We start from the raw sequence: 25,105 nt of genomic DNA, 5'->3' as shown, positions 1-25,105 counted from the left end.
CACTCAGTGCCCGAGCAGCGGAAGATCGCGCCGGAAGCTGTCGTCGCCCAGCTCGCCGAGGGCGAGGGCGGCGAACCGGATCGCGAAGGGCTGCCAGACCTCCTCGACGTCGGGCATCAGCCGGGCGCAGGCGTCGACCACCAGCTCGGGGTCGTAGCCCAGCTCGGCGATCAGGTGCGAGTCGGTGGCCCAGTCGGCGATCATCGCGGTGTCGCACTCGATGTGGAACTGCAGCCCCCAGGCCCGGTCGCCGAGGCGGAACGCCTGGTGCGGGTAGCGGGTGGAGGCGGCCAGCAGGGTCGCCCCGTGCGGCAGCTCGGTGATCTCGTCGGTGTGCCACTGGAACACGTCGGGGATCAGCGGCACGTACCGGAACAGTGGGTCGGCGTCGGCGGCGTCCCGCTTGCCGACCACGGCGGGGCCGACCTCGGGCCCGGACGCGCTCCGCTCCACCCGGCCGGCGTGCGCGGTGGCCAGCAGCTGCGCGCCCAGGCAGATGCCGAGGGCGGGCACCCGGTGCCGTACCGCCTTGCGCAGCAGCCCCTCCAGCTTCGGGAACCAGGGCGCACCGGGGCTGCCGTCGGGCAGGTACGGCAGTTGCTCGCCGCCCAGCACCACCAGGGCCACGTACCCCTCCAGGTCGGCGGGGAGGTCCTCGCCGGCGTGCGGGCGCAGCACCCGCAGCTCCAGGCCCCCCTCCACCAGCCATTCCCCCAGCCGGCGGACGTCATCGGTCGGGTCGTTCTCGATCACCAGCGCGGTTCCCACGACGTCGAGGCTATCGGGTTCGTCGACGACGGCCGAGGACGCCTCTCCACCGCGCCGGTCTCCGGGGGCGACGGGGCCCCTGGCCCCGGACTGCGGCGCTAGGCTCTGCGGCTGTGTTCACCGACGACGCCGTCCTGCGCCCACCGGTCCTACGCCCCCCGGTCCTGCGGCCCGGGGACACCGTGATGCTGGTCTCCCCGTCCGGGCCGACCCGGCCGGAGCGGGTGGCCCGGGGCGTCGAACTGCTCACCGGCTGGGGGCTGCGGCCGGTGCTCGCGCCGAACGCGTACGCCCGGCAGGGGTACCTGGCCGGGGCGGACGAGCTGCGCGCCGCCGACCTGAACACCGCGTTCGCCGATCCCGAGGTGCGCGGGGTGATCTGCACCCGGGGCGGGTACGGCGCCCAGCGGGTGGTCGACGCGATCGACATGGCGGCGGTCCGCCGGGACCCGAAGGTGGTGGCGGGCTTCTCCGACATCACCGCGCTCCAGTTCGCCCTCTGGCGGGGCGCCCGGCTGGCCGGCGTGCACGGTCCCGGGGCGGCCTGGTTGGACGAGCGCACCCCGTTGCGGTCGGCCGAGTCGTTGCACGCCGCGCTGATGACCACCGAGCCGGTCACCGTCGCCGCCGTGCCCGAGGAGGAGACGTACGCCGTGCGGGTGTCCGGCCGGGCCACCGGGACGCTGCTCGGCGGCAACCTCTGCCTGCTCGTCGCCACGCTGGGCACCCCGGACCTGCCCGACCTGACCGGGGCGATCCTGCTGATCGAGGACGTGCAGGAGCCGCCGTACAAGGTGGACCGGATGCTCACCCAGCTGCGCCGGGCCGGCCTGCTGCACGCGCTGGCCGGGGTGGCCGTCGGGCAGTTCACCGACTGCGCGGACGGCTGGGACACCACCGTCGCCGACGTGCTGACCGACCGCCTCGGCGACCTCGGCGTCCCGGTCCTCGGCGGCCTGCCGATCGGCCACGGCCCCGGCCAGCTCACGGTCGGCGTGGGCGTGCCGGCCACCCTGGACGCCGACGCCGGCACCCTCACGGTCACCCCCGCCGTCCGCTGACCGCTCGGCCGCCGCGCCGCCGACCGCTCAGGCGGTGAGGTGCGCGCTCAGGCGGTGAGGTGCGCCACCGCACCGCGTTCCAGGGCGGCGTGGACCGTGCCGTCGGGGAGGACGGTCAGCCCGTGGGGTTCGGAGTCGGGGGTGGGCAGGTCGTACGCGTCGATGCGGCCGTCGGGGGCGACGTGCCCGATCCGGTTGGCCGCCCACTCGGTGAACCAGCAGCCGCCGGCCGGGTCGGCGACGATCGCGTGCGGCCGGGCGGCCCGGTCCGGCAGCGGGAACTCCTCGATCCGCCCGTCCGGGGTGATCCGGCCGAGCTGACCGGCGGCGATCTCCACGAACCAGAGCGCGCCGTCGACGCCGAGGGTGATGCCGACCGGACCGGCGGCGGCGGTGGGCAGCTCGTGCAGGGTCACCGCGCCGTCGAGCGCGATCCGGCCGACGGCGTTGCCCTGGTTGAGGGTGAACCACATGGCGTCGTCCGGCCCTGCCGTGATCATCGAGGGGAACCCACCGGCGACCGGCACCGGGTACACGGTGACCGTCCCGTCCATGCCGACCCGGCCAATGGTGTCGTCGTTCATCCCCGCGTACCAGCAGGCGTCGTCGGGGCCGGCGGCGATGCCGCACGGGCCGGTGCCAGGTGGCAGCGTCACGGAGGTCGCTTCGCCTGCGGTGGTGAGCCGGCCGATCCGGTCGTCGCCGGAGCGGGTGAACCAGAGCCCGCCGTCCGGGCCGGCCGTGATGACCAGCGGGCGGCTCTCGGGGACGCCGGGGTGCATCCGCACCGCACCGTCGACACTCACCCGGGCGATCCCGCCGGTGCGCACCAGCGTCAGCCACAGCGCGCCGTCGGGGCCGGCGGCGATTCCGTACGGCCCGCAGTGCGGGTCCGGCAGGGTGGTCTCCCGAATGGTGGGGATGATCAAGGGGGCCCGCCTCTCCGGTCTGTTCGCCACACCCTGTGGGGTGGAACGTCCCACCGCAAGCGGTTTCTGCCCGGAGCCGGGCAAACTTTCAGCCTGCTGACAGGTTCGGCACGGCTCGCGCCCAGTTCAACCGGTCACGCTCGGTGACGTCAACGCATTCGAGCGATCAGTTGGAGGACGAATGTCCCGCACGATCACGAAGAAGCAACTGCTGGCCGGCCTCGCGGCGGCGGGCGTGCTCACCGTGGGGATCGCGGCGCCGACCGTCGCGTTCGCCGAGGACAGCACCGCCTCGACGCCCAGCGCGAGCAGCAGCCAGGACACCGATCGGAAGCAGCAGAAGGACGACCGGCGGGCCGCGTTCGCCGAGGCCCTCGCCAAGGAGCTGGGGGTGGACGCCGCCAAGGTGACCGACGCCCTGGAGAAGGTGCGCGACCAGCAGAAGAACGACCGGCCGGAGCGCGGCGAGCGGGGCGAGCGTCCCGACGCCGCCGACCGGCAGGCCGCGCTGAAGGAGCGCCTGGCCCAGGCCGTCAAGGACGGCAAGCTCACCCAGGAGCAGGCCGACGCGATCACCAAGGCCGCCGAGGCGGGCGTCTTCCCCGCCGGTGGCGACCGGGGTCACGGCCCCGGCGGCCCGGGTAAGGGTGGCCCGGCCAAGGGCGACCAGGCCGACGGCGGTTCCGAGGGCAAGTGACGCCCGCGCGGCCCACCCCGACCGGGGTGGGCCGCGCACCGTACGCCGACAGGGTGGGGCCCGACATTCTCGGGTCCCACCCGGGCAAGGCGCCACAGAACCGCCGGATCAAGGTCGTGAGCGGGATGCCGAGGGCCCGCGCGTAGTGCTCGACCTGACCATCGCGGGAGTCAGCCCTGGGCCGGCGCTCACCCGGCGGGCGGCGTGAACACCCCGAAGTGGTTCCCCGCCGGGTCGGCCAGGTGGGCGAAGGTCAGCCCGGTCGGCGCGGTGACCTGCGGCACCAGCACCTTGCCGCCGGCCGCCTCGGCCCGCCGGCAGGCGTCGGCCACGTCGGTGACCTGGGCATAGAAGATCGCGTAGTTCGGCGTGCTGCCGTCGGAGGCGCGGATCGCCCCACCGATCCCGGCCTCCCCGCCGCCACCGGCGGTCACCCGGTACGACCGTCCCGGTGCCCCCTGATCCTCGAACGCCCAGCCGAACAGCTCACCGTAGAAGCGCTCCGCCTCGTCGGGGCGGTCGGTGCCGATCTCGAACCAGGTGACGGGCGTGCTGGACATGTTGCCTCCTCGTGCCGGCCGCTCGGCCGGCGTCAGGAGACAGCCTCGCCCCCGTCCGCGACACCGTCCTGTCGGTGTTTCTCCTCCGCCTTTCGCTCGTGCTCAGGCGAGGCTGAGTGTGCGGACCCGCTCGGCCGGAATGTCCAGATCGTCGGTGCGCAGCTCCCGGGTGACGGGCTCCGGCAGCACGGTCACCGCGCCGATCCGGTCGACCCGGAACGCCCGCACCCCGTCGCGCAGCCGGCACCAGGCCACCAGGTACCAGTGAGTGGGGTTGCCGAGGAAGCCCAGCGGCTCGACGGTCCGCTCGGTGACGACGCCCGCGCGGTCGGCGTACCCGAGGCGCAGCGCCCGGCGGGCGGCGACCGCGCCGGCGACGGTGGCCGGGACGGGCGCGGCGGGCCCACCGCCGATGAGGTGCACCCGGCCGGCGAGCCGGCGGGCCTCGGCGGCGTCGGCGGATGGCATCACCGCGAGCAGCTTGCGCAGGGCAGTGGCTCCCGCCTCGGTGAACGGGCCGGCGCCGAGGCGGTGCAGCGCCACGGCCATCGCCACCGCCTCGGCGGCGGTGAGGTTGACCGGCGGCAGGGTGTGCGCCCGGTCGACGGCGTAGCCGCCGGTGCGCCCCGGCTCGGCCCAGATCGGCACCCCGGCCTGCTGCAACGCGCCGATGTCGCGTTCGATGGTGCGGGAGCTGACCTCGAAGCGGTGGGCGAGCCAGCGGGCGCTGCGCGGCCGGGGCGACACCGCCCGCAGCTCCTCAACCAGGGCGTAGAGGCGGTCCGTCCGGTTCACGCCCGCAGGCTAGCCGCCGGGTGCGACGACGAGGCCGGGTCAGGCGGGGCGGGGCAGGGCCGAGAGCCGCGCCGGGTCAGGCGATGCAGGCGCAGACGATCAGCGCGGCCCCGAAGTGGGTGGCGGCGCTGACCCAGGCCGCCGGGTGCGGCTCGTCGGAGCAGATCACCTCGCCGAGCCGGCCCGGGGTGAGCAGGTCCAGCACGAAGAAGGCCAGCGCCATGACCAGCAGGCCGATCAGCCCGAAGATCACCGTGGAGGCCAGTCCCTTGGCGAAGTCGCTGTAGCTGGTGAGGATCGCGGTGAAGACGATCCCGGCGATGCCGAGCTGGTTCGCGGCCAGCAGCAACCCGGCGTTGGAGTTGCGCCGCACCCAGATGAGCTCGCGCAGCTTGCCGGGGGTGAGCAGGTCGACCAGGCCGAAGCCGGCCGCCATCAGCCCCACCCCGACGACCCCGAACACGACGCTCTGCCAGGCTCCGCTGAACAGATCCTCCAGCACCGACTGCCTCCCGACCACCTGCCGCCCGACGGGGGTGCCGGCGCGGTGATCGAGACGATATCGGCCGGCCGCAACCCCCGACGAGGGGCGCCGTCGGCGGCCCTACAGCGACAGGTAGCGCTGCCTCTCGTAGGGGGTGACCTCGCGGCGGTACTGCTCCCACTCGGCCCGCTTGTTGCGCAGGAAGAAGTCGAAGACGTGCTCGCCGAGCACCTCGGCGACCAGCTCGGAGCCGGCCATCACGTCGATCGCCTCGGCAAGGTTCTCCGGCAGCGCCTCGTATCCCATCGCGCGGCGCTCGGCGCTGCTCAGCGACCAGACGTCGTCCTCGGCGCCCGGGGGCAGCTCGTAGCCCTCCTCGATGCCCTTGAGGCCGGCGCCGAGCAACACCGCGAAGGCCAGGTAGGGGTTCGTCGCCGAGTCCAGCGAACGGACCTCCACCCGGGCGGAGTTCGGCTTGCCGTACGCGGGGACGCGGACCAGCGCGGAGCGGTTCAGGTGACCCCAGCAGACGTACGCGGGGCTTTCGGTGATCCGGTCCGGCAGCGCCTGCGGGAACAGCCGCTTGTACGAGTTGACCCACTGGTTGGTGACCGCCGTGTACTCCCGGGCGTGCGTGAGCAGCCCGGCAATGAACGACTTCGCCACCTTCGACAGCTTCATCGGGTCGCCGCTGTCGTGGAACGCGTTGCGCTCCCCCTCGAACAGGGACAGGTGGGTGTGCATGCCGTTGCCCGGCTGGTCGGTGAACGGCTTCGGCATGAAGCTGGCCTGCACACCGGCGGAGAGCGCGACCTCCTTGACCACGTGCCGGAAGGTCATGATGTTGTCGGCGGTGGTCAGCGCGTCGGCGTAGCGCAGGTCGATCTCCTGCTGGCCGGGAGCGACCTCGTGGTGGCTGTACTCCACCGAGATGCCGATCCGCTCCAGGGCCAGCACCCCCTGGCGGCGGAAGTCCCGGGCCACCGCGTGGGTGGTGTGCTCGAAGTAGCCGCCGGTGTCGACCGGGATGGGCACCGAGCCGTCCTGCGGGCCGTTCTCCAGCAGGAAGAACTCGATCTCCGGGTGGGTGTAGAAGGTGAAGCCCTTCTCGGCGGCCTTGGACAGCATCCGGCGCAGCACGTGCCGGGGGTCGGCCCAGGACGGGCCGCCGTCGGGAAGCAGGATGTCGCAGAACATCCGGGCGCTCTCGCCGCTCGCCCCGCCCTCGAAGGGGAACACCTGGAAGGTGGTCGGGTCGGGCATGGCCACCATGTCGGACTCGAAGACCCGGGCGAAGCCCTCGATCGCCGAGCCGTCGAAGCCGATGCCCTCCTCGAAGGCCGACTCCAGCTCGGCGGGCGCAACCGACACGCTCTTGAGCGTGCCCAGCACGTCGGTGAACCACAGCCGGACGAACCGGATGTCGCGCTCTTCCAGCGTACGGAGAACGAACTCCTGCTGACGGTCCACTTCTACCCCTCGCGACACGTTGTCCACCTACCCGCCGGCCGGGCCTGGCCGCCCAGTCTCCCCCGGCTCTTTTACGCAGACGTTACGCGAACTCCCGTACGGCGTCCCGCCGTGTCCCGCCACCTGGCGGGTAGCCTGCGGGCCACCCGCCCCGGGCCTTCGTCCGGGTGACCGCCGCCCGCCGTGTCGGGGCCGTGCGGCTGGGGCAAGATGTGGGCATGCCCACCCTGCGTCTCGCCCTGTCCCAGGTCAACCCGAGCGTCGGCGACCTCGCCGGCAATGCCGACCTGGTCCGCCGGTGGAGCCGGCGGGCCGCCGACAACGGCGCCCAACTCGTTCTGTTCCCGGAGATGACGCTGACCGGCTACCCGGTCGAGGATCTGGTCTTCCGCCGGTCCTTCGTCGCCGCGTCGCAGGCGGCGCTGCGCCGCCTCGCCGCCGACCTGGCCGCCGACGGCCTCGGCGACCTTCCGGTGGTCGTCGGCTACCTGGACGCGGACGGCCCGCCGCAGGTCAGCTCCGACGCCGAGCCGGGGCGCGGCGCCCGCAACGCCGCCGCGGTGCTGCACCGGGGCGAGGTGCTGGCCACCTACTTCAAGCACCACCTGCCCAACTACGGGGTGTTCGACGAGGACCGCTACTTCGTCCCCGGCGACACCCTCACGGTGGTGCGGGTCGGCGGGGTGGACGTGGCGCTGACCATCTGCGAGGACCTGTGGCAGGCCGGCGGCCCGTTCGCGGCGGCCCGGCAGGCCGGGGTGGGCCTGGTGGTCACGATCAACGGTTCGCCGTACGAGCTGAACAAGGACGACATCCGGCTGCCGCTGGTCCGCCGCCGGGCCGCCGAGGCGGGCGCATGCGTGGCGTACGTCAACATGGTCGGCGCCCAGGACGAGCTGGTCTTCGAGGGCGACTCGATGATCGTCGGCGCGGACGGCACGCTGCTGGCCCGTGCCCCGCAGTTCGTCGCCCACCTGCTCCTGCACGACGTCGAGCTGCCCTCGTCGAGCAAGCCGGCCTCCGACGACAGGGAGCTGGCCTCCCGCGACGGGGAGCTGGCCGACGGGATGCGGATCGTGCGCGCCGAGGTCGGCGACGTCCGGCCGCCCGCCCCGGGCGAGGTGGCCCTCGGCGGGATCATCGAGCCGGCGGCCGACGAGGCCGAGGTGTGGCAGGCGCTGGTGCTGGGCCTGCGTGACTACGTCGACAAGAACCGGTTCCCGTCGGTGGTGCTCGGCCTCTCCGGCGGCATCGACTCGGCGGTGGTGGCGGCCCTCGCGGTCGACGCGGTCGGCCCGGACCGGGTGGTCGGGGTGTCGCTGCCCAGCCAGCACTCCTCGGAGCACTCCCGGGCGGACGCGGAGGACCTGGCCAAGCGCACCGGGCTGGACTACCGGATCGAGCCGATCCAGCCGATGGTGGACACCTTCCTGGCGAACATGTCGCTCTCCGGGGTGGCGGTGGAGAACCTCCAGGCCCGGGTGCGTGGGGTGATCCTGATGGCGCTGTCGAACCAGGAGGGCCATCTCGTCCTCACCACCGGCAACAAGAGCGAGCTGGCGGTCGGCTACTCCACCCTCTACGGCGACTCGGTCGGCGGGTTCAACCCGATCAAGGACGTGTGGAAGACGCTGGTCTGGCGGCTGGCGAAGTGGCGTAACGCGGACGCCGCCCGCCGGGGCGAGACCCCGCCGATCCCGGAGAACTCGATCGGCAAGCCGCCGAGCGCCGAGCTGAGCCCCGGCCAGCTCGACAGCGACACGCTGCCCGACTACGACGTGCTCGACCCGATCCTGATCGGCTACGTCGACGGCGACCTCGGCCGGGCCGGACTCGTCGAGGCCGGTCACGACCCGGCCGTCATCGACCGGGTGCTGCGGATGGTGGACACCGCCGAGTACAAACGCCGGCAGTCGGCCCCGGGCACCAAAATCTCGATGAAGGCGTTCGGGCGGGACCGCCGGCTGCCGATCACCAACCGCTGGCGCGAGAACGGCTGAGGTGGCGGCTCCCCGGCCGGGGAGTGAGATCCTCCACTGCACTCTGCCGGAGCGCGGCCGCACGGTGCGACGATCGTGGCATGACCCGGGGACCGCGCAGGCGGCCTCGAGGAAGGAGAAAGTCATGGTGGAATCCACCCCGAACGAGGTGACCGCCCTCTACGGCGGCCCGGCCACCCGGCGGGTCCGCACCCGAGACCTGTTCGCCGCCAAGGAACGCGGCGAGCGATGGGCGATGCTCACCTCCTACGACCAGTACACCGCGGCGATCTTCGACCAGGCCGGTATCCCGGTGCTCCTGGTCGGCGACTCGGCGGCGAACAACGTCTTCGGCTACGAGACCACGCTGCCGGTCACCGCCGAGGAGCTGCTGCCGCTGGTGCGCGCGGTGGTCCGGGCCACCCGTACCGCGCTGATCGTCGGCGACCTGCCGTTCGGCTCGTACGAGGAAGGCCCGACCCAGGCGCTGCGGACCGCCGTACGGTTCATGAAGGAGGGCGGCTGCCACGCGGTGAAGCTGGAGGGCGGGCGCCGCTGCGCGCAGCAGATCGCCGCGATCGTCGGCGCCGGCATCCCGGTGATGGCGCACATCGGCTTCACCCCGCAGAGCGAGCACAACCTCGGCGGGTACCGGGTCCAGGGGCGCGGTGAGGCCGCCGAGGACGTCATCGCCGACGCCCGGGCGGTGGCCGAGGCCGGCGCGTTCGCGGTGGTGCTGGAGATGGTGCCTGGCGAGGTCGCCAAGCGGATCACCCACGAGCTGCGAGTGCCGACGGTGGGCATCGGCGCCGGCCCGGACACCGATGGCCAGGTGCTGGTCTGGCAGGACATGGCCGGCCTGCGCAGCGGCAGGGCGCCGCGCTTCGTGAAGCGCTACGCCGACCTGGCCGGCACCCTGGCCGAGGCCAGCCGCCTGTTCGCCGACGAGGTCCGCGGCGGCGAGTTCCCCGCCACCGAACACACCTTCTGAGCACGACGGCCCGCTGAGCATGGCGGCCTGCTGAGCACGGCGAGTGGTGCGGCCGCCGGCTGCACCACTCGCCGGGTGGGCTGATATCAGTACACGCAGAACTCGTTGTCCTCCGGATCGGCAAGATGGACCGAGTAGTAGATCCGCGACCCGGGCCAGCGTCGTACCGACGCGCTCGCCGACGTCTGCCGTCTTGTCCTGCGGAGCGACCAGTTGCCCACACCCGGCGGTGACGCCGCCCAGACACCCTCGCGCGGAGATCGTCCGGCTCAGAGGTCGGTGACCCGGATGCCGGCGTGCGCCTTGTAACGCTTGTTGATGGCGATGAGGTTGGCCGTGAACGCCTCGATCTGGTGGGCGTTGCGCAGCCGGCCGGCGTAGATGCCGCGCATGCCGGGGATGCGGGCCGCGAGCGCGCCCACGATGTCCACCAGCTCGCGGTCCTCGGTGCAGATCAGCACGTCGAGGTCGATCCGCTCGACCTCCGGGTCGGCCAGCAGCGGCGCGCTGACGTGGTTGAACGCTGCGCACACCCGGGAGTCAGGCAGCAGCCCGGCGGCTTGCTCGACGGCGCTGCCCTCCTCGACGGGCAGCGCGTACGGGCCCTGCTTGTCGAAGCCGAGCGGGTTCACGCAGTCCACGACGATCTTCCCGGCGAGCGGCCGCGCCAGGGCCGCGACGGTGGCGGCGTGGCCGTCCCACGGCACCGCGATCACCACCACGTCGCTACGGCGGGCCACCTCGTCATTGTCCGCGCCGCTGACGGTCGCACCGGACGGCACCCCGGGCAGGGCGGCGATCTCCTCGGCGGCCTGTGCGGCCCGCTCCGCGGACCGGGAGCCGATCAGCACGGTCTGCCCCGCCCGGGCGAACCGGTAAGCCAGCCCCCGACCCTGGTCGCCGGTGCCACCAATGATGCCGATGGCCAGCCCGGATACGTCGGGCAGCGTGCTCGCGTCGTATGCCATGGGCCCATCCTTCCAAACGGCCGGGCACCCTGACGGCGCCGACCGGTGTGAGAAATCCCCAAAGCCAGGATGGCGTCACGCCGCCACCCGCCGGGCCAGTCGGCGACCCATGCACCGGGCCAGTCGGCGACCCGGGTGCCGCCGGGAGCGCCCGCCGGTCTCCCCAGGCCGGCCTCAGACCAGCTCGAAAAGCACCTTCCGGGCGGCCGGGTCGGCGGTGACCAGCCGGATCCGGACCCGCTCCCCCAGCGGCAGCTCGCCGATGCAGCGGGCCCGCACCGGCGGGGCGTCCAGCGCCACCGTGCCGCCGAGCTGTCGGCCCGGCTTCGGCTGGCCGTTCGGCGGGGCGTCCACGTCGAGCACCGCGGCGTCGAACGTCTCGCCGACCCGGTGCTCCAACAGCACCGCCTCGGCCAACTCGACCGAACCCCGGGTGGCCGCGCCGGCGGTCCGATCGGTCGCGGCCATCACCTCCGGCAGCTTCGGCAGCGCCGCCCGGGCCCAGTCCGGCACCGCCCGGCCGGCATGCAGGGCCAGGCATACCTCGGTGGCGTACCGGTCAGCCAGCCGGCGCAGCGGCGCCGTGACGTGGGCGTACGCGGCCGCGACCCCGCCGTGCTCCGGCTGGTCCGGCACCACGCCGTCGAACGCCGTGTAGGCGGCGCCGCGCATCAGCTCGGCCGCTTGGTCGACGAACGCCGCCGCCCGGGGCTCCGAGGGGTCCAGCCCGGCGAGCACCTCGCCGACGCTCGCCCCCGTCGGCCAGTCGATGCCGAGCGGGGCGGCGGCGGTACGCAGCCGGGCCACCGCCTCCGGCTTCGGCGCCGGCATGGTGCGCAGCAGCCCGACCCGGCCGGCCAGCATGATGTCGGCGGCGGCCATCCCGGTGAGCAGGGAGATCTGCGCGTTGTGGTCCTCCATCGGCGCCGGCCCGCGCAACACCAGCCGCCAACCGTCGCCGTCCGCCTCGACGTCCTGCTCGGGTAGCGGCAGGTTCACCGCACCCCGGCGCAGGCCACGTGCGGTGAGCAGGGCCCCGATCTCGGGCAGCAGGGCGATCGGCTCGGGCAGCCGCCCGGCGTCGGCGTCGGCCTGGACGCCGACGTAGTCCAGCTTCGCGCGGCTGCGGACCAGAGCGCGTTCCAGCTCGACGGCGACCGTTCCGCCGTCGGAGTCGAGGTCGAGGGTCCACACCACGGCCGCCCGGTCCTCGCCCGGCAGCAGGCTGGCCGCACCCTCGCTCAGGGTGTACGGGTGCAGGGGCACGTTGCCGTCGGGCAGATACACGGTCTGCCCCCGCCGCCAGGTCTCCTCCTCCAGCGCGCCGCCGGGGCGCACGTGGGCGGCGACGTCCGCGATGGCGTACCGGACCCGGTAGCCACCGCCGGGGCGGCGGGTGAGGTGCATCGCCTGGTCGAGGTCCCGGGAGGTGGCGGGGTCAACGGTGACGAACGGGACGTCGGTGCGGTCGGCGGGAGGCCGGGGCGGCGAGCTCGCCGCCACCTCGGCCTCCCGCTGCGCCGCGGGCGGGAACTGCTCGGGCAACCCCATCTCGCGGCGCAGCGCGCCGAAGTCGATGCGGGGCGCGAGTACGCGTCGGATGACCACGGGGTCAATCCTGACAGCGGGACGGGGGATCCGCTCCCCGGCGCGACCGTCGACCCGGTTTGGACGGCCCGGGTGTCGGACGGACGGCCCGGGTGTCGGACGGCCCAGCAGGCCGGGGCCCGCACGGACGTCCCAGCGGACCGGCCCATGCGAACGGCCCACGCTGGCCGGATAGGCAGAAAGCCGGGCCCCGATGGCGCGGGTCAGCCGGTGGCCTTTCGCGCCGGTGCCCGGGCACCGCGCGGCGTGGTCGCGCGGGCCGACGCCACCCGGGGCGATGCCGTGCGGGCGGTGGTCTTCCTGGCGGCGGTGGTCTTCCTGGCCGGAGCCGTCTTCGCCGCCGCCTTCCGGGTGGTGCTCGACGAGGCGACGGTCGCCTTCCTCGCCGGGGCCTTCTTCGCGGCGGTCTTGCGGGCACCACCAGTGGGTCGAGTGGAGGCGGTCTTCTTCGCGGCGGCGGTCTTCTTCGCGGCGGCGGTCTTCGCCGCCGGGGCCTTCTTCGCCACCGGGGCCTTGGCGGCGGCAGTCTTCTTCACCACCGTGGCCTTGGCCTCAGCCGTCTTCTTCGCCGCCATGGCCTTGGCGGCGGTCGTCTTCTTCGCGGACGTACTCCCCCCGGCCGCGGTCGTCTTCTTCGCGGTAGTCCCGGCGCCCGAGGTCTTCGTGGCCGGGGCCCTCTTCGCCGGGGCCTTGGTGGCCGCGATCTTCGTCGCGGCGGCTTTCTTCGCGACCGCCTTCTTCGCCGGTACCCGCCCCGCGCCGGCTCCGGAGGCGTTCGGGGACGCCTTGGTCACGGTCGACCCGGTCGCTGCGGCGGTCGTCCCGGAGCGGCGCATAGCCGTGGCACGGGTCCCGCCCGTGGTCCGCTCGGCCGCGGTGGTCTTCTTCGCGGACGTACGTCGGGCGGCCGGCCGGGTGGTGGCCTGCTGTGCTTCGGCCATCTCGGTTCCCTCCTTGGGGACATGCTCTCGCGTGCCTCCGGGAGGGGGCACGGAGCTCCTCGACGCGGGCAGTCCCGCGCCGCCTATCTGCCCTCCCCGGCCCAACGGGCGTCCTCGGCGTCCCACGTATCGTTGCGCTCCCGCACCTTCTGCAGGGCGTTCTCCGCGTCGCCGGCCGAGGCGTATGGCCCGAGCACGTGCCGCGCCGCGCAGACGTCGGTGTCGGTCTCGACCCGGTGGTGTCGGGTGCACCAGTAGTAGTGCCCACCGCTTCCGCTGTCGCTCATGGGATCACTGTGCACCGCGAACCACCCGGCCGCCACCGGATCACGCAAAAACTCGCCGATGCCTTCCACAGTAGACGCGCTGCTCACCGGGCGGACCGGAACGGCGAAATCACCGGACGAATGTTCTGCCTCCCTGCGGACCGGGCCGCCGGGGCGTCCGATGCAGGGCCGGACGGGGCAGCCGGCCCCGCAGGACCGGGCGGTGACACTGACCGCCGAGCGGCGGCGCGGATCGGCGCGCGGCGTCGGCACGGGAGTACGAGCGGATCCGCCGAATGGCCAGCTGGGCGGGCTGAGAGGACCACCGCCCCCCGGATGCGGGGCGTTCTCCCGTGTGCGAGCCTCTTCGCAGCCTTTCACGGCGTCGCACAACCTGTCGGCGGACGGCGCCGCTCAGCAGGCAAGAATGGCGGGTATCGGCCCGTCCTACTGGGGAGAAGAACTGTGGCGAACCTGGACATCGCGCTGAAGAGCGCGATGAGTATCGATGGTGCGATCGGGGTGGCGCTCGTCGACTACAACAGCGGGATGACGCTCGGCGTGGCCGGCGGCACCGGGGAGATCGACCTGACCGTCGCCGCCGCCGGCAACACCGACGTGGTCCGCGCCAAGATGCGCACCATCGAGATGCTGAACCTGAACGACGAGATCGAGGACATCCTCATCACGCTCGGCGGCCAATATCACCTGATCCGGCCGGTGACCAGCCGCACCGGCAAGGGGCTGTTCCTCTACCTGATGCTGAGCAAGAGCCGGGCCAACCTGGCGATGGCCCGTCACCAGCTTCGCACCATCGAGGAGAGCCTGGAGCTGTGAGAGGGTCCGACGACACCGGAACGGTCCTTCCCCGCCGCGCCGCCCGGCGCCCGGACGAGCTGCCGCCGGCCCGGTCGTTCCCGCCGTCGCTGGCGGGAAACCCGGCGCTGCCGTACCCGGCGATCGGTCAGGCACTGGCCGAACTGCGCGTACAGATTCCTGGGGTGCACGGCTGCGTCCTCGGCGGTGTGGACGGCCTGATGATCACCCACAACCTGCAGACCGACGTGGACCCGAACGACCTGGCGGCGCTCGCGGCGACCACCTACGGTCTGGGCCGCCAGGTCGGCCTGCGGCTGGGGCAGGGCGACTTCCAGCAGTCCACGGTCCGCAACGCAAACGGCTACCTGAGCGTCTACGCGGTGAGCACGCAGGCCCTGCTCGCGGTGGTCGGCGAGGACACCATCAACGTGGCCCGGCTGCACCTGCACGCCCCCTCGGTGGCCGAGCGACTCGCCGCGCTGCTGGACGGCGTGACGCCCATCTCCCCGCGCTGAGCGGCGGCACGCCCGAACCGCCGCATTCGACCCGGGGCCGGCAACACCGGGCCGGCACGCCAGAATACGGCGTGGACACAGACCTGCGGCGATACCTGGCGGACCTGGTCGGGGCGGCCCGCGACGTACTCGGTGACGACCTGGTGGCGGCGTACGCGGCCGGCTCGGTCGCCCTCGGCGCGTACCAGGCGGGGCGCAGTGACGTCGACGTGGCGTTGGTCTGCGCGGACGCCCTGGCCGACGGGCGTAAGCGCGAACTGGTGGCTCGGCTGCGACACGAGGCGCTGCCCTGCCCCGCGCGGGGGTTGGAACTGGTCGTCTACCGGTGGGAGGCGGCCCGCTCCGGCACCCCGGAGCCGGGCTTCGAGGTGGAGTTGAACACCGGCGCCCGGATGCCGTTCCGGGTGACCTGGTCCGGCGCCGAGCGGCCGGCCGCAGACGGCCGGTTCTGGTACGGACTGGACCGCAGCATCCTGCACTCCGGCGGGCTGGTCCTGGCCGGGCCCCCGGCGGCGGAGACGTTCACCGACCTGGCCCCGGCCGACCTGCGCCGACTGCTGATGGACGCGCTGACCTGGTGGCTCGCCCTGCCGACACCGCCCGGTGACGCGCCGGCCGCCGGGGCCGAGGAGGCCGTACTCGGCGCCGGCCGCTGCGTGGTGCGCTGCCACGACGGGGTCTGGCTGTCCAAGGTCGCCGCCGGACGGCGGCTGATCGACCGGGGGCATCCGGACGGGGCGCTGATCGAGCGGTCGATCGCCGCCCGGCACGGCGGCCCGCCACCGAACGGCGACGCGGCCCGGGCCTTCCAGCGGGGCGTCCTCGACGATCTTCGCGCGATGCTATGACCCTTCTGATATATAGCTGACCGTGGATCCATCGATAGCCTGTCATCACGATCTCATACCGCGGACGACCAGCTCCGACGCGGTGGACGACAGAGGAGACCGACAGATGACGCTACCCCGCAAGGTCGCCGCCCTGGGCGTACTGACCGTCTCGGCGATGGCCACGACCCTGATCGGCGGCCCGGTGTCCGCAGCACCGGCAACCGGTGAGATCCGCTTCGCCGGCGGTGCCACCGCCGTACCCTCCAGCTACATCGTCGTCCTGAAGGACACCGCCGTCGGCGGCAAGGCCGGCACCCGGTCCGCCGCCGTCACCAGCTCCGCCGACAAGCTCGCCACCCGGTACGGCGGCGACGTCGCCCAGGTGTACGGCGCGGCGCTCAACGGCTTCGAGGCGCGGCTCTCCGAGGCCGCCGCCAAGCGACTCGCCGCCGACCCGTCGGTCGCCTGGGTCGAGCAGAACCACGAGGTCAGCATCGAGACCACCCAGACCAACCCGCCGTGGGGCCTGGACCGGATCGACCAGACCAGCCTGCCGCTGAACAGCGCCTACAGCTACACCAGCACCGGGTCGGGCGTCACCGCGTACATCATCGACACCGGCATCCTGACCAGCCACACCAACTTCGGTGGGCGGGCCGTCGACGGCTACGACGCGGTCGACAACGCCCTGCCGGCCGCCGACTGCAACGGCCACGGCACCCACGTCGCCGGCACCGTCGGCGGCTCGACGTACGGCGTCGCCAAGGGCGTCCGGCTGGTGGCCGTGCGGGTGCTCAACTGCGCCGGCAGCGGCACCAACGCCGGCGTCATCGCCGGGGTCAACTGGGTTACCTCCAACCACCAGGCCGGCCAGCCTGCGGTGGCGAACATGAGCCTCGGCGGCGGGCTCAACACGTCGCTGAACACCGCCGTGGCGAACTCCGTCGCCGACGGCGTCACCTACGCGGTGGCCGCCGGCAACTCCAACGCCAACGCCTGCAACTACTCGCCGGCCGCCGTGGCCAGCGCCATCACCGTCGGCGCGACGCAGAGCAACGGCGCCCGCGCGTCGTACTCGAACTACGGCACCTGCGTGGACATCTTCGCGCCGGGCACCGGCGTGCTGTCCGCCTGGTACACCAGCACCACGGCGACCAACACCATCAGCGGCACCTCGATGGCCTCCCCGCACGTGGCCGGCGGCGCCGCCCGCGTGCTGCAGAACAACCCGAGCTGGAGCCCGGCCCAGGTGGCCTCGTACCTGATCTCCACGGCCAGCACCGGCACGGTGACCAGCCCGGGCACCGGCTCCCCGAACCGCCTGCTCTACCTCTCCCCCACCAGCTGATCACCCCACCCCCGGTACGGCCCCGGAGCGCCCGATCGCTCCGGGGCCGTACCGCGTCCGGGTTCGGGGTTCGGGTCCGGGTTCGAGGTTCGGGGTTCGGGAGCCGTTCCACCCGCCGACCCCATAGCACCCCCGTTCACCTGCTGAAACAGGCGTAACCGACGCCCCCGACGGCGGGTTGATCCCGATGACGTGGGCGAATGCCCGCCGGCACGCGTCACGGCCTGGGGGTGAGCGGTGCAGCGCAGACTCCTCTCCCTCGCCCCGCTGCTCGCCTGCGTGCTCCTGTTGCACCTCGGCTTCGCCTTCGCCACGGCGCTCCCCGGACCCGCCACGACCCACACCCGGGTGTCGGACGCCGCGCCGCCCCGCACCGATCCGCCGGTCCGCACGACGCGAGACGGTGTCGCGTCGCGGTCCGATTCGGTACGGCTCGAAGCGCACCTCCCCGTGACCACCCTCGGCGCGCCGACCGGGCAGTCGCCGCAGCGGACCGTGGTGGCGAACTTCGACGGTAAGGCGTGCGGCTCGGTCACCCGCCCCGGGCGCAACAACCCGACGTCCGACCGACGCGACCCGGTGGGCCAGGAGGCATGCGCGCCGCCCGACGCGCCGCTGCGCCGGGCCAACACCGCCGACGGGCGTCCGCTGAGCACGGTCACCGGCCCCGACCCGATCCGGTCGAGCGTCCTGCGCTGCTGACCGGCGCGCGCCGCGAGCCCCGGCCGCGCCCACCGAGCCACCGCCTTCCCGAGCCACCGCCTTCCCGAGCCACCGCCTCCCCGAGCCACTGCCGGGCGGGCGGCAGCGGCGGTGCAGACCCGACCGGCTGGAGCGGGCCCCGCACACCCGTCGACCACGCGGTCGCTCGCCGACCACACGCGCCCCACCGACCCGTACCGCCGACCGAAGCCGGCGGTGCGCCCGGCCTTCCGCCGACGGTGGCGCGCCACCCGTTACTCGCCCCACCGTCTCCCGGAGTGGACCATGCCGTTTCCCGCCCAGCCCTGGCGCACCCTCCGTGCCGACCTGCCCGCCTCGCTCGTCGTCTTCCTCGTCGCGTTGCCGCTCTGCGTCGGCATCGCCGTCGCCTCCGGCGTACCCGCCGAACTGGGCCTGATCACGGGGGTGGTCGGCGGCCTGGTCGTGGGGCTCATGCCCGGCAGCAGCATGCAGGTCAGCGGCCCGGCGGCCGGCCTGACCGTGCTGGTCGCCGAGGCCGTGGACCGCTACGGCCTGGCCGGCCTCGGCATGATCGTGCTGGTCGCCGGGCTGCTCCAGGTCGCCCTGGGGCTGCTGCGGCTGGGCCGCTGGTTCCGGGCCATCTCGGTGGCCGTGGTGCAGGGCATGCTCGCCGGCATCGGCCTGCTGCTCATCGTCGGGCAGCTCTACGTCCTGGCCGGCGCCGCCACGCCGCACACCGGGCCGGGCAAGTTCACCGGCCTGCCCGGCCTGGTGGGCGGCCTCGTCACGTCCACCACGGCGCAGGTCGCGCTCTGCGTCGGCGTCGCCACCATCGTGGTCATGGTGCTCTGGGACGCCCTGCCCGGCCGGCTGGGGACGGTCCCCGGCGCGCTGGTCGCCGTCGCCGGGGCGGCCGGGGCCACCGCCCTACTCGGGCTGCCGGTGGACACGATCAGGGTCGAGGGCCTGATCGAGGCGGTGCGGCCCTCATTCGGGCACTGGGGCACGCTGGGGAACGTCGGTGTGCTCGCCACCATCGCGACGTTCACCCTGGTCGCCTCGGCGGAGAGCCTGTTCAGCGCGGCGGCGGTCGACCGGCTGCACCAGGGGCCGGGCACCGACTTCGACCGGGAACTCGTGGCGCAGGGGGCCGGGAACACCCTCTGCGGCCTGCTCGGCGCGCTGCCGATGACGGCGGTCATCGTGCGCAGCTCCGCCAACGTGCGGGCCGGCGCGCGGACGAAGGCGTCCCGGGTGCTGCACGGGGTGTGGCTGCTGCTCTTCGCCGCCGCCGCGCCCGGCCTGCTCGGGCTGATCCCGCTGCCCGCGCTGGCCGCCGTGCTCGTCCACGCCGGGGTGAAGCTGCTGCCGCTGCGGGCGGCGCCGCAGCTCTGGCGGGGGCAGCACCAGGGCGAGGTGGTGGTGCTGGCGGTGACCGCCATGGCCATCCTCACCATGGACATGTTCACCGGCGTGCTCGTCGGCCTCGGCCTGGCCATCGTCAAGACCGCCTGGGAGACGTCCCACGTGCGGGTCACCGTCCGCGACGGCGGGCCCGGCCCCGTTGATGTCGCGATCTCCGGCAACGCCACCTTCCTGCGGCTGCCCACCCTGCTCACCAAGCTGGGCGAACTGCCGGCCGACCGGACCGTACGGCTGGACCTGCACGGCCTGCGGCACGTGGACCTCGCCTGCCGGGCGGCGCTGGACTCCTGGATCGAAACGCACAACGGCAACGCGGGTGTCTGCGTGCAGATCGTCGCGCCGCGGCCGGCCGACGCCGACCAGCCCCGGACGGTCGACGTCACCGAGTGATCCCGTCCCGTGTGCCGGGCCGCGCTCAGACCGGGCCGATGTGGGCCGCCAGGACCCGCCAGCCATGATCGCCGTACGTCCACGTTCTGGTGTACCGGAGCCTCGCCGTGACCGGCACGCTGCCGAAGGTCCCCGCCACCCGCCCCAGAAAGAGCGTCACCCCGGTCGTCCCCTCGACGATCAGGTCCAGTTCGTCCTCCACCAGCTCGTCGATGATCGAGGTCCGGTCGCGGTGGGCCATCAGGTCGTCCTGCTTGGTGAACCTGTTCCCGTCCGGGCCGACGGCGATCAGGCGCTCGTCGAGCAGGCCGTCGAGGGCGGCCACGTCCCCCGCCCGCTGGGCGGCCTGAAGCCGGCGCTCGGCGTCGAGCAGCTCGGCCTCACGTTCACTGTCCGGCATCGTGCCCTCCTCCTCGGACTCTCACGACCCTATGTCAGTCGCCCGCGCCGCACGGGCCAACCGGCGGCCCCGGAAAACCGTCGGTGGGGCCTGCTTCAATGCCGGTCGGATTCGAGACGGAGAAGGTGCGGACACCATGGGAACCTGGGGCAGCGGAAATTTCGATGACGACACGGCGGCCGACCATCTGACGGACGTGACCAACCGGCTGATCGCCGAGGTCACCGAGGCGATGTCCGGCGACCCGGCCGGGATCGAGCCGGACGACTACTGGGGTGTCGCGGTGCCCTGCAATCTGGAGCTGCTCCACCTCGTCGCGCGGCAGAACTATGTCGGGGCGATCCTGCCCGACCCGGCCACCATCGCCGCATGGAAGGCCCGGTTCCTGGCCGTCTGGGACGGGGCGATCGACGGCCTGGAGCCCGGCCCGGAATACCGGGCCCAGCGGCGCGAGGTCCTGGTGCGGACCTTCGACCAGCTCGCCGAGCTGGCGATCAGCAGGAGCTGACGCGGTCGCCGTTCACCGGCGTAGAACCTGCGACGGATGACGGCGACCGGCGTCGTCGCAGCTCTCGTCGTCCGGCAGGCCGACGACCCTCACCGGGCGGAGCGAGGCCGAGGCGATGAGGGCGACAGCCCGATCACCGTCGTGGGCCAACTGCCCCAGGACGCCCTGCGCGATGGTCCCCGACATCTCGACGAGTGCCTGGGTCAGGCGTATCCGCACCGCGGAGTCCGCAGAGTGTGCGGCGAGCTCATCGACCAGTGCAGCCATGATCCGGTCCGCGCACTCGGGGTCCAGTGACAATCTTCCCAGGACCTCGGCCGCCTCGACGTCGTTCGTGCCCTCGACCACCATGCCGACGAGCGTCGGCACGGCCGCGGTCACGCCACGCGTACCCGATGCCAGCGCAGCATGCCGGCGCACCGTCGGGTCCGAGTCCCGGAGTGCGTCCGCGAGCACCGCGGTCGCCTCGTCACCGGACATCTCGGCGATCGCCAGGACCGCGCGCCGCCGGATGTCGACGTTCTCCGAGTACGCGCCGGACACCACGCTCGCCACAGCGTCACTGCCTGCCCGCGCGAGGGCCCACCGCAGGGCGCCCGCGACGTTCGGGTCGGATTCGGCGAGGACCGCCCCAGCCAGCAGCTCGGTGGGAACCCGCACGTCCTCGGCCGGGGCCAGGACGGCCTGCTGTCGGCGCGCGGCACTGGGCGAGTTGAGCCCGTGCATGAGCTCGACGATGCGCAGGACGCCCTGCCAGCCGGAGGGCGCCGAGGCGTCGACCGTACGGAGTCGCTCGAGTAGCTCCTGTTCCCGCTCCAGTCGGTCTTCGGCCCATCGAATGAGGTCGCCGACCAGTGCGGACGGCGTGCAGGCGGGATCCTCCAGAGCGCGTCCGATCTGTCGCAGCGACAATCCCAGGGACCGCAGACCTTCCACGCACAGGATCCGGCGCATGTCCTCGGCGGAGTACTCGCGGTAGCCGCCCACGGTGCGGCCCGTTGGTCGCACCAGCCCCAGGGAGTCGTAGTGCCTGAGCATCCGGGCGCTCACCCCCGATCGGCGGGCCACCTCGCCGATCAGCACGCGGTTCCCTCGATCCGTTCCGGGCCGAGCGCGACGATCCGTCTCGCCTCGTTGACGGCTGAGTCGAAACCGGCATCCGGGTCACGGAGGAGCAGCTCCGTGGCGCGGGCATGTGCACGCACCGTCGGGTCGATACTCGCCAGTCCCGACTGTAGGGCGGGCTCGATCACGTCTCCGAGTGCGACGAGTGCTTGGCTGAGACTCAGCTGCACATTCCGGTCGCCGCGACCGAGTTGTGCGGCCAGGTCCGCTGCCAGCCCTTCCTGTTCCCCGGCGGGCACGAGGACGACGGCAGCACGCCAGGCGCTTCGCGCGACCTCGTCGTCGGCGTCGTGCAGCAACGACCGCGTGATCGCGGGCCACGCATTCCCGTCCCCGATCTTCGACAGCGTATGCAATGCCTGGCTTCGGGCCTGAGCGCGCTCGGAGCGGAGCTCCGCGCGGAGTCTGGGCACCGTGATCTCCGACGGGAGGCGGGTCAACGCCCAGGTGAGCATGTCGCGCACGAAGAAGTCCGGCTCGATCGCGCACCGCGCCATGAGCACATCGACGAGGCCGGGGTCGGGGTACGTGCCAACCGCCAGGGCCGCTTGGAGCCGCGTCGAGGAGTTTCCGGCGCTCAACGCGTCTATCAGGCGGGTGTCCGGCGAACTCCGGTGGGTTGACATGATGGGAACCACCTCCTGCACCCAGTGAAGGCCCTGTCACGGTGTCAATGTCAAGTGCGTAACGCCTGGGGGCGCGCAGAAGCTCGGCCAGGAACGCCGACCGCGGGAGCACAAAGGCCCGCCGGCTCAGCTCACCCTTCGGTGGCGACTGCCGCGATGGCGGCGTGCGGCCGATGAGTGCCTTCGTTGGGCCGCTGCAGGCGCTCCAGCTCCGTGAATCCGGCTCGCGTCAATCGTTCGGAGATCTCGTCGACGGGCCAGCGATACGCGGTCACGACTTTGTGGTCGAAGGCGGCGACCTCGTCACCGTCGAAGAGACCGAGCACCAACCTGCCGGCCGGGGCCATCGCTCGCCGGAACTCAGCGAGCACGCCGTCGAGATCCTGCGGCGGCAGGTGGATCAACGAGTACCAGGCCAGGATGCCGGCGATGGAGTGGTCGGCAACATCGAGGCTTTCAATCGACCCGAGCTGGTACCTGCCGCTCGGGTGGGCCGCCCGAGCATGGGTGAGGAACTCGGGGACCATGTCGATTCCCGTTGCGTCGACGCCCAACGAGCGCAGGTAATCGGTGATATGGCCGGGCCCGCAGCCCAGATCCAGCACCGGGCCGGGTCGGTCGGCCAGATGTCGCCCGATGAAGGCGAGGTCGTCGGCGTGTACTTGCTGGCTCGTGCCGAACAGCTCGATGTAGAGCTCTGCGACGGACGCGTAAGCCCGCCTAACCCGTGCGGTGTTCACCGCGCGACTGTAGTTCTACGGGTGCGGCGATCCGTCGGTGCGGACCACGTGCTTTGCTCTGCACCTGGATCCGAAGGGGGCACGGTGGGGCGCAAAGCGATCATCTTCCACGGGACCGGCGGCAACCCGGACGTCTGCTGGTATCCCTGGCTGGCGGGGCGGCTCGCGAGCCGGGGGTACGCCGTCGAGGTGCCGCATCACCCCGGCATCAACGTCGAGCCGATCGCCACGTTCCTGCCCAAGGTGCTCAGCGGGCACCGCTTCGACGCCGACACCGTCCTCGTGGGCCACTCCGGTGGCGCGGCGCTGCTGCTCGCGCTCCTGGAGCAGGTGGACGTGACCGTCGCCCAGGCCATCCTGGTGGCCGGCTACTGCACCCGGCCCAACACCGAGCAGGAGCCGGTCCTCCAGCAGGCCTACGACTGGGCGGCGATCCGCTCGCACGTGCGGGACATCTACTTCATCAACTCCCGCGAGGACCCGTACGGCTGCGACGACCGGCAGGGACGCGCCATGTTCGAGCGGCTCGGCGGCACCCAGATCGTGCGCGACGACGGGCACTTCGGCGACCACGACCAGCCGTACGAGCGGTTTGACCTGCTGGACCGGCTCATCCCCTGACGCCACACCGACCCCGACCCCGGTCCGGCAGCGCGCCGGCCGGCCGGCGCGCGGGGGCACGATCGTCGGTGGTGTCTGCTTCAATACGCGCAGGATCGGGCGGGGCGGAAGGCGGGACACGATGGGGACCTGGAGCTGCTCCACCTCATCGGGCGGCAGCACCTCGTCGGCGTCGGCCTGCCCACCCCGGAGACCCTCGCCGAGTGGAAGAGCCGCTACCTGGCCGTCTGGGACGAGACGATCGACAGCCTGGAACCCGGGCCGGAATACAAGCAGCAGCGACGCGAGGTGCTCGTGCGGACCTTCGACCAGTTGGCCGAGTTGGCGAGGGGTTAGCCGCTGGGCCGGGCCGCTTCCGTGGAAACGCCGATCGGGGACGCGACCCGGGCCGCGACAACAAGGGCCGCCCCTTATGGTGGACCGATGGCATCGGTCAAGCAGATCCAGGTCACGTTCGACTGCGCCGAACCGGAGCGCGTCGCCCGCTTCTGGTGCGAGGTGCTGGGTTACGTCGTGCCGCCGCCACCGGAGGGCTTCGCCACCTGGGACGACTTCGATCGCTCGCTGCCGCCCGAGCAGCAGGGCTCCGCGTTCGCGTGCGTCGACCCGTCGGGGGCCGGTCCGCGGCTGTTCTTCCAGCGCGTGCCCGAGGGCAAGGTCGTCAAGAACCGGCTGCACCTCGACGTGCGGGCCGCCGCCGGGCTGGTGGGCGAAGAGCGCCTGGCCGTGCTCGAAGCCGAATCCGCGCGACTGGTCGCGCTCGGCGGGACCCGCGTACGACTGCTGCCCGCCGACGAGTTCAACGAGTCGTGCATGGTGATGCAGGACGTCGAGGGCAACGAGTTCTGCCTCGACTGACCGGCCGCGCCGGCTCGACCGGGTGACCGCGACGGGGGCGCCCGCGCACGCCGCGAACGGGCCCCTGTCGAGGCGGTGCGGCTATTCGAGGCGGTGCGGCTATTCGAAGCGGTCGGCGAGCTTCGTCAGCCTGGTGACGTACGCGGGCCAGTCGTAGCCGTCGGGGATGCCGGTGCTTTCCCGGCGCAGGCCGATCGCCGCGTCGTGCTGCTCTCGCAGGATGTCGGCGTGCCCGGCGTGCCGGGCCAGGTCGCAGGTCACGTGGGCGATGATCTGTTGCAGCGTCACGTCCTGTGCGCCCGGCCGCCACCACGACACCCGCCCCGGCGCGTCGAGGGGCAACTCTTCGATCGTCTGGTCCGCGAACGCCCCGACCCGGCGGTACAGGTCGAGCAGCCCGTCCTTCGTCTCGTCCTCGTAGGCGTAGAAGTCCGCCTGCGGGTCCTCGTCAAACGCCGTCAACGGGACCAGTTCCGCAGGCGTCGGGAACTCCCGCCCGAAGGTGGGCCCGAAGTAACCGGCCTCGACGTTGAGGCAGTGCTTGACGATGCCCAGAAAATTGTTGCCGGTCGGGGTGCGGGGCAGTCTGGCTTCGCGTTCGCTCAGCCCGTCGAGCTTCCAGAACAGACCCTCGCGAGTCTTTCGCAGGTGGTAGTGCAGCACAGCCTTCGCCTCGTCCAGGTCGGTCATCGCGCCAGC

The 25,105-nt window shown here is 72.8% G+C and carries 28 protein-coding genes; 13 read left to right on the top strand and 15 right to left on the bottom strand.

What is annotated here, in order from left to right:
* Positions 1–3: 3 nt before the first annotated feature.
* Positions 4–768 carry a type 1 glutamine amidotransferase gene (locus tag SNR22_RS13535; RefSeq protein ID WP_320066879.1) on the bottom strand — a complete coding sequence of 255 codons (765 nt, stop codon included), beginning with the start codon at positions 766–768 and terminating at the stop codon, positions 4–6.
* Positions 769–953: 185 nt separating this feature from the next.
* Here SNR22_RS13535 and SNR22_RS13530 point away from each other — a divergent pair, with 185 nt between their 5' ends.
* Entirely contained in the window at positions 954–1,829 is an 876-nt protein-coding gene (locus SNR22_RS13530) for an LD-carboxypeptidase (RefSeq protein WP_320066905.1), read from the top strand.
* A gap of 47 nt (positions 1,830–1,876) precedes the next feature.
* On the opposite strand, the gene SNR22_RS13525 is transcribed toward SNR22_RS13530, so the two are convergent.
* A complete protein-coding gene (locus tag SNR22_RS13525) occupies positions 1,877–2,758 on the bottom strand; it encodes a virginiamycin B lyase (protein WP_320066878.1) in 882 nt (293 codons plus the stop codon).
* 181 nt (positions 2,759–2,939) lie between these two features.
* Between SNR22_RS13525 and SNR22_RS13520 the strand changes: the two genes are divergently transcribed.
* Complete coding sequence (locus tag SNR22_RS13520; RefSeq protein ID WP_320066877.1) at positions 2,940–3,455, top strand: hypothetical protein; 516 nt, start codon at positions 2,940–2,942, stop codon at positions 3,453–3,455.
* A gap of 188 nt (positions 3,456–3,643) precedes the next feature.
* Here SNR22_RS13520 and SNR22_RS13515 read toward each other — a convergent pair whose 3' ends face one another.
* The 4 genes from SNR22_RS13515 to glnA form a co-directional block, all read right to left on the bottom strand.
* Positions 3,644–4,015 (bottom strand): VOC family protein, encoded by a 372-nt coding sequence (locus SNR22_RS13515; RefSeq protein ID WP_320066876.1) that lies wholly within the window; start codon positions 4,013–4,015, stop codon positions 3,644–3,646.
* Positions 4,016–4,117: 102 nt separating this feature from the next.
* Positions 4,118–4,810, bottom strand: coding sequence for a helix-turn-helix transcriptional regulator (locus tag SNR22_RS13510; protein ID WP_320066875.1), 693 nt, complete (start codon positions 4,808–4,810; stop codon positions 4,118–4,120).
* Between the two features lie 76 nt (positions 4,811–4,886).
* Positions 4,887–5,312, bottom strand: coding sequence for a DUF350 domain-containing protein (locus SNR22_RS13505; protein ID WP_320066874.1), 426 nt, complete (start codon positions 5,310–5,312; stop codon positions 4,887–4,889).
* A gap of 102 nt (positions 5,313–5,414) precedes the next feature.
* Positions 5,415–6,764, bottom strand: a complete 1,350-nt coding sequence (glnA, locus tag SNR22_RS13500) for a type I glutamate--ammonia ligase (protein WP_320066873.1) — start codon at positions 6,762–6,764, stop codon at positions 5,415–5,417.
* Between the two features lie 218 nt (positions 6,765–6,982).
* On the opposite strand from glnA, the gene SNR22_RS13495 reads away from it, so the two are divergent.
* Together SNR22_RS13495 and panB are read left to right on the top strand one after the other, a co-directional pair.
* The gene (locus tag SNR22_RS13495; protein ID WP_320066872.1) at positions 6,983–8,764 is read left to right on the top strand and encodes an NAD+ synthase; all 1,782 of its coding nucleotides are present in this window, start codon (positions 6,983–6,985) and stop codon (positions 8,762–8,764) included.
* 124 nt (positions 8,765–8,888) lie between these two features.
* Positions 8,889–9,734: a 3-methyl-2-oxobutanoate hydroxymethyltransferase gene (gene panB, locus SNR22_RS13490; RefSeq protein ID WP_320066871.1), complete on the top strand. Its 846-nt coding sequence runs from the start codon at positions 8,889–8,891 to the stop codon at positions 9,732–9,734.
* 269 nt (positions 9,735–10,003) lie between these two features.
* Here the strand turns inward: panB and npdG are convergent, their stop codons facing one another.
* From npdG to SNR22_RS13470, 4 genes are all read right to left on the bottom strand, one after another.
* Positions 10,004–10,702 carry an NADPH-dependent F420 reductase gene (npdG, locus tag SNR22_RS13485; RefSeq protein ID WP_320066870.1) on the bottom strand — a complete coding sequence of 233 codons (699 nt, stop codon included), beginning with the start codon at positions 10,700–10,702 and terminating at the stop codon, positions 10,004–10,006.
* Positions 10,703–10,876: 174 nt separating this feature from the next.
* Complete coding sequence (locus SNR22_RS13480; RefSeq protein WP_320066869.1) at positions 10,877–12,310, bottom strand: RNB domain-containing ribonuclease; 1,434 nt, start codon at positions 12,308–12,310, stop codon at positions 10,877–10,879.
* Between the two features lie 203 nt (positions 12,311–12,513).
* Positions 12,514–13,251, bottom strand: coding sequence for a histone (locus tag SNR22_RS13475; RefSeq protein ID WP_320066868.1), 738 nt, complete (start codon positions 13,249–13,251; stop codon positions 12,514–12,516).
* 83 nt (positions 13,252–13,334) lie between these two features.
* Positions 13,335–13,538, bottom strand: a complete 204-nt coding sequence (locus SNR22_RS13470) for a hypothetical protein (protein ID WP_320066867.1) — start codon at positions 13,536–13,538, stop codon at positions 13,335–13,337.
* A gap of 444 nt (positions 13,539–13,982) precedes the next feature.
* Between SNR22_RS13470 and SNR22_RS13465 the strand changes: the two genes are divergently transcribed.
* The 6 genes from SNR22_RS13465 (at position 13,983) to SNR22_RS13440 (ending at position 19,528) form a co-directional block, all read left to right on the top strand.
* The gene (locus SNR22_RS13465) at positions 13,983–14,354 is read left to right on the top strand and encodes a hypothetical protein (protein ID WP_320066866.1); all 372 of its coding nucleotides are present in this window, start codon (positions 13,983–13,985) and stop codon (positions 14,352–14,354) included.
* Entirely contained in the window at positions 14,351–14,851 is a 501-nt protein-coding gene (locus tag SNR22_RS13460) for a roadblock/LC7 domain-containing protein (protein ID WP_320066865.1), read from the top strand. The genes SNR22_RS13465 and SNR22_RS13460 overlap by 4 nt, the downstream gene beginning before the upstream one ends.
* Before the next feature lie 71 nt (positions 14,852–14,922).
* Positions 14,923–15,699, top strand: coding sequence for a nucleotidyltransferase domain-containing protein (locus SNR22_RS13455; RefSeq protein ID WP_320066864.1), 777 nt, complete (start codon positions 14,923–14,925; stop codon positions 15,697–15,699).
* Between the two features lie 106 nt (positions 15,700–15,805).
* Complete coding sequence (locus tag SNR22_RS13450; protein WP_320066863.1) at positions 15,806–17,029, top strand: S8 family peptidase; 1,224 nt, start codon at positions 15,806–15,808, stop codon at positions 17,027–17,029.
* Between the two features lie 237 nt (positions 17,030–17,266).
* Positions 17,267–17,731, top strand: a complete 465-nt coding sequence (locus tag SNR22_RS13445) for a hypothetical protein (protein ID WP_320066862.1) — start codon at positions 17,267–17,269, stop codon at positions 17,729–17,731.
* Between the two features lie 285 nt (positions 17,732–18,016).
* The gene (locus SNR22_RS13440) at positions 18,017–19,528 is read left to right on the top strand and encodes a SulP family inorganic anion transporter (protein ID WP_320066861.1); all 1,512 of its coding nucleotides are present in this window, start codon (positions 18,017–18,019) and stop codon (positions 19,526–19,528) included.
* A 25-nt stretch (positions 19,529–19,553) separates the two neighbouring features.
* Here SNR22_RS13440 and SNR22_RS13435 read toward each other — a convergent pair whose 3' ends face one another.
* Entirely contained in the window at positions 19,554–19,928 is a 375-nt protein-coding gene (locus SNR22_RS13435; RefSeq protein ID WP_320066860.1) for a nuclear transport factor 2 family protein, read from the bottom strand.
* A 136-nt stretch (positions 19,929–20,064) separates the two neighbouring features.
* Between SNR22_RS13435 and SNR22_RS13430 the strand changes: the two genes are divergently transcribed.
* Positions 20,065–20,436, top strand: a complete 372-nt coding sequence (locus tag SNR22_RS13430) for a DUF4259 domain-containing protein (RefSeq protein ID WP_320066859.1) — start codon at positions 20,065–20,067, stop codon at positions 20,434–20,436.
* 12 nt (positions 20,437–20,448) lie between these two features.
* Here SNR22_RS13430 and SNR22_RS13425 read toward each other — a convergent pair whose 3' ends face one another.
* The 3 genes from SNR22_RS13425 to SNR22_RS13415 form a co-directional block, all read right to left on the bottom strand.
* Positions 20,449–21,519 (bottom strand): MerR family transcriptional regulator, encoded by a 1,071-nt coding sequence (locus SNR22_RS13425; protein ID WP_320066858.1) that lies wholly within the window; start codon positions 21,517–21,519, stop codon positions 20,449–20,451.
* Positions 21,513–22,187 carry a HEAT repeat domain-containing protein gene (locus SNR22_RS13420; RefSeq protein ID WP_320066857.1) on the bottom strand — a complete coding sequence of 225 codons (675 nt, stop codon included), beginning with the start codon at positions 22,185–22,187 and terminating at the stop codon, positions 21,513–21,515. The genes SNR22_RS13425 and SNR22_RS13420 overlap by 7 nt, the downstream gene beginning before the upstream one ends.
* A gap of 131 nt (positions 22,188–22,318) precedes the next feature.
* Positions 22,319–22,927 carry a class I SAM-dependent methyltransferase gene (locus tag SNR22_RS13415; RefSeq protein WP_320066856.1) on the bottom strand — a complete coding sequence of 203 codons (609 nt, stop codon included), beginning with the start codon at positions 22,925–22,927 and terminating at the stop codon, positions 22,319–22,321.
* A gap of 84 nt (positions 22,928–23,011) precedes the next feature.
* Between SNR22_RS13415 and SNR22_RS13410 the strand changes: the two genes are divergently transcribed.
* A complete protein-coding gene (locus SNR22_RS13410; RefSeq protein WP_320066855.1) occupies positions 23,012–23,548 on the top strand; it encodes an RBBP9/YdeN family alpha/beta hydrolase in 537 nt (178 codons plus the stop codon).
* A 423-nt stretch (positions 23,549–23,971) separates the two neighbouring features.
* Positions 23,972–24,406 carry a VOC family protein gene (locus SNR22_RS13405; protein WP_320066854.1) on the top strand — a complete coding sequence of 145 codons (435 nt, stop codon included), beginning with the start codon at positions 23,972–23,974 and terminating at the stop codon, positions 24,404–24,406.
* A gap of 99 nt (positions 24,407–24,505) precedes the next feature.
* Here SNR22_RS13405 and SNR22_RS13400 read toward each other — a convergent pair whose 3' ends face one another.
* Entirely contained in the window at positions 24,506–25,096 is a 591-nt protein-coding gene (locus tag SNR22_RS13400; protein WP_320066853.1) for a DinB family protein, read from the bottom strand.
* Positions 25,097–25,105: the final 9 nt, after the last annotated feature.

This window comes from Micromonospora sp. RTGN7 (assembly GCF_033804645.1).
Taxonomy (GTDB): Bacteria; Actinomycetota; Actinomycetes; order Mycobacteriales; family Micromonosporaceae; genus Micromonospora.
Note: the sequence above shows the minus strand (reverse complement) of the source record. Positions and strands in the feature narration are given on the sequence as shown.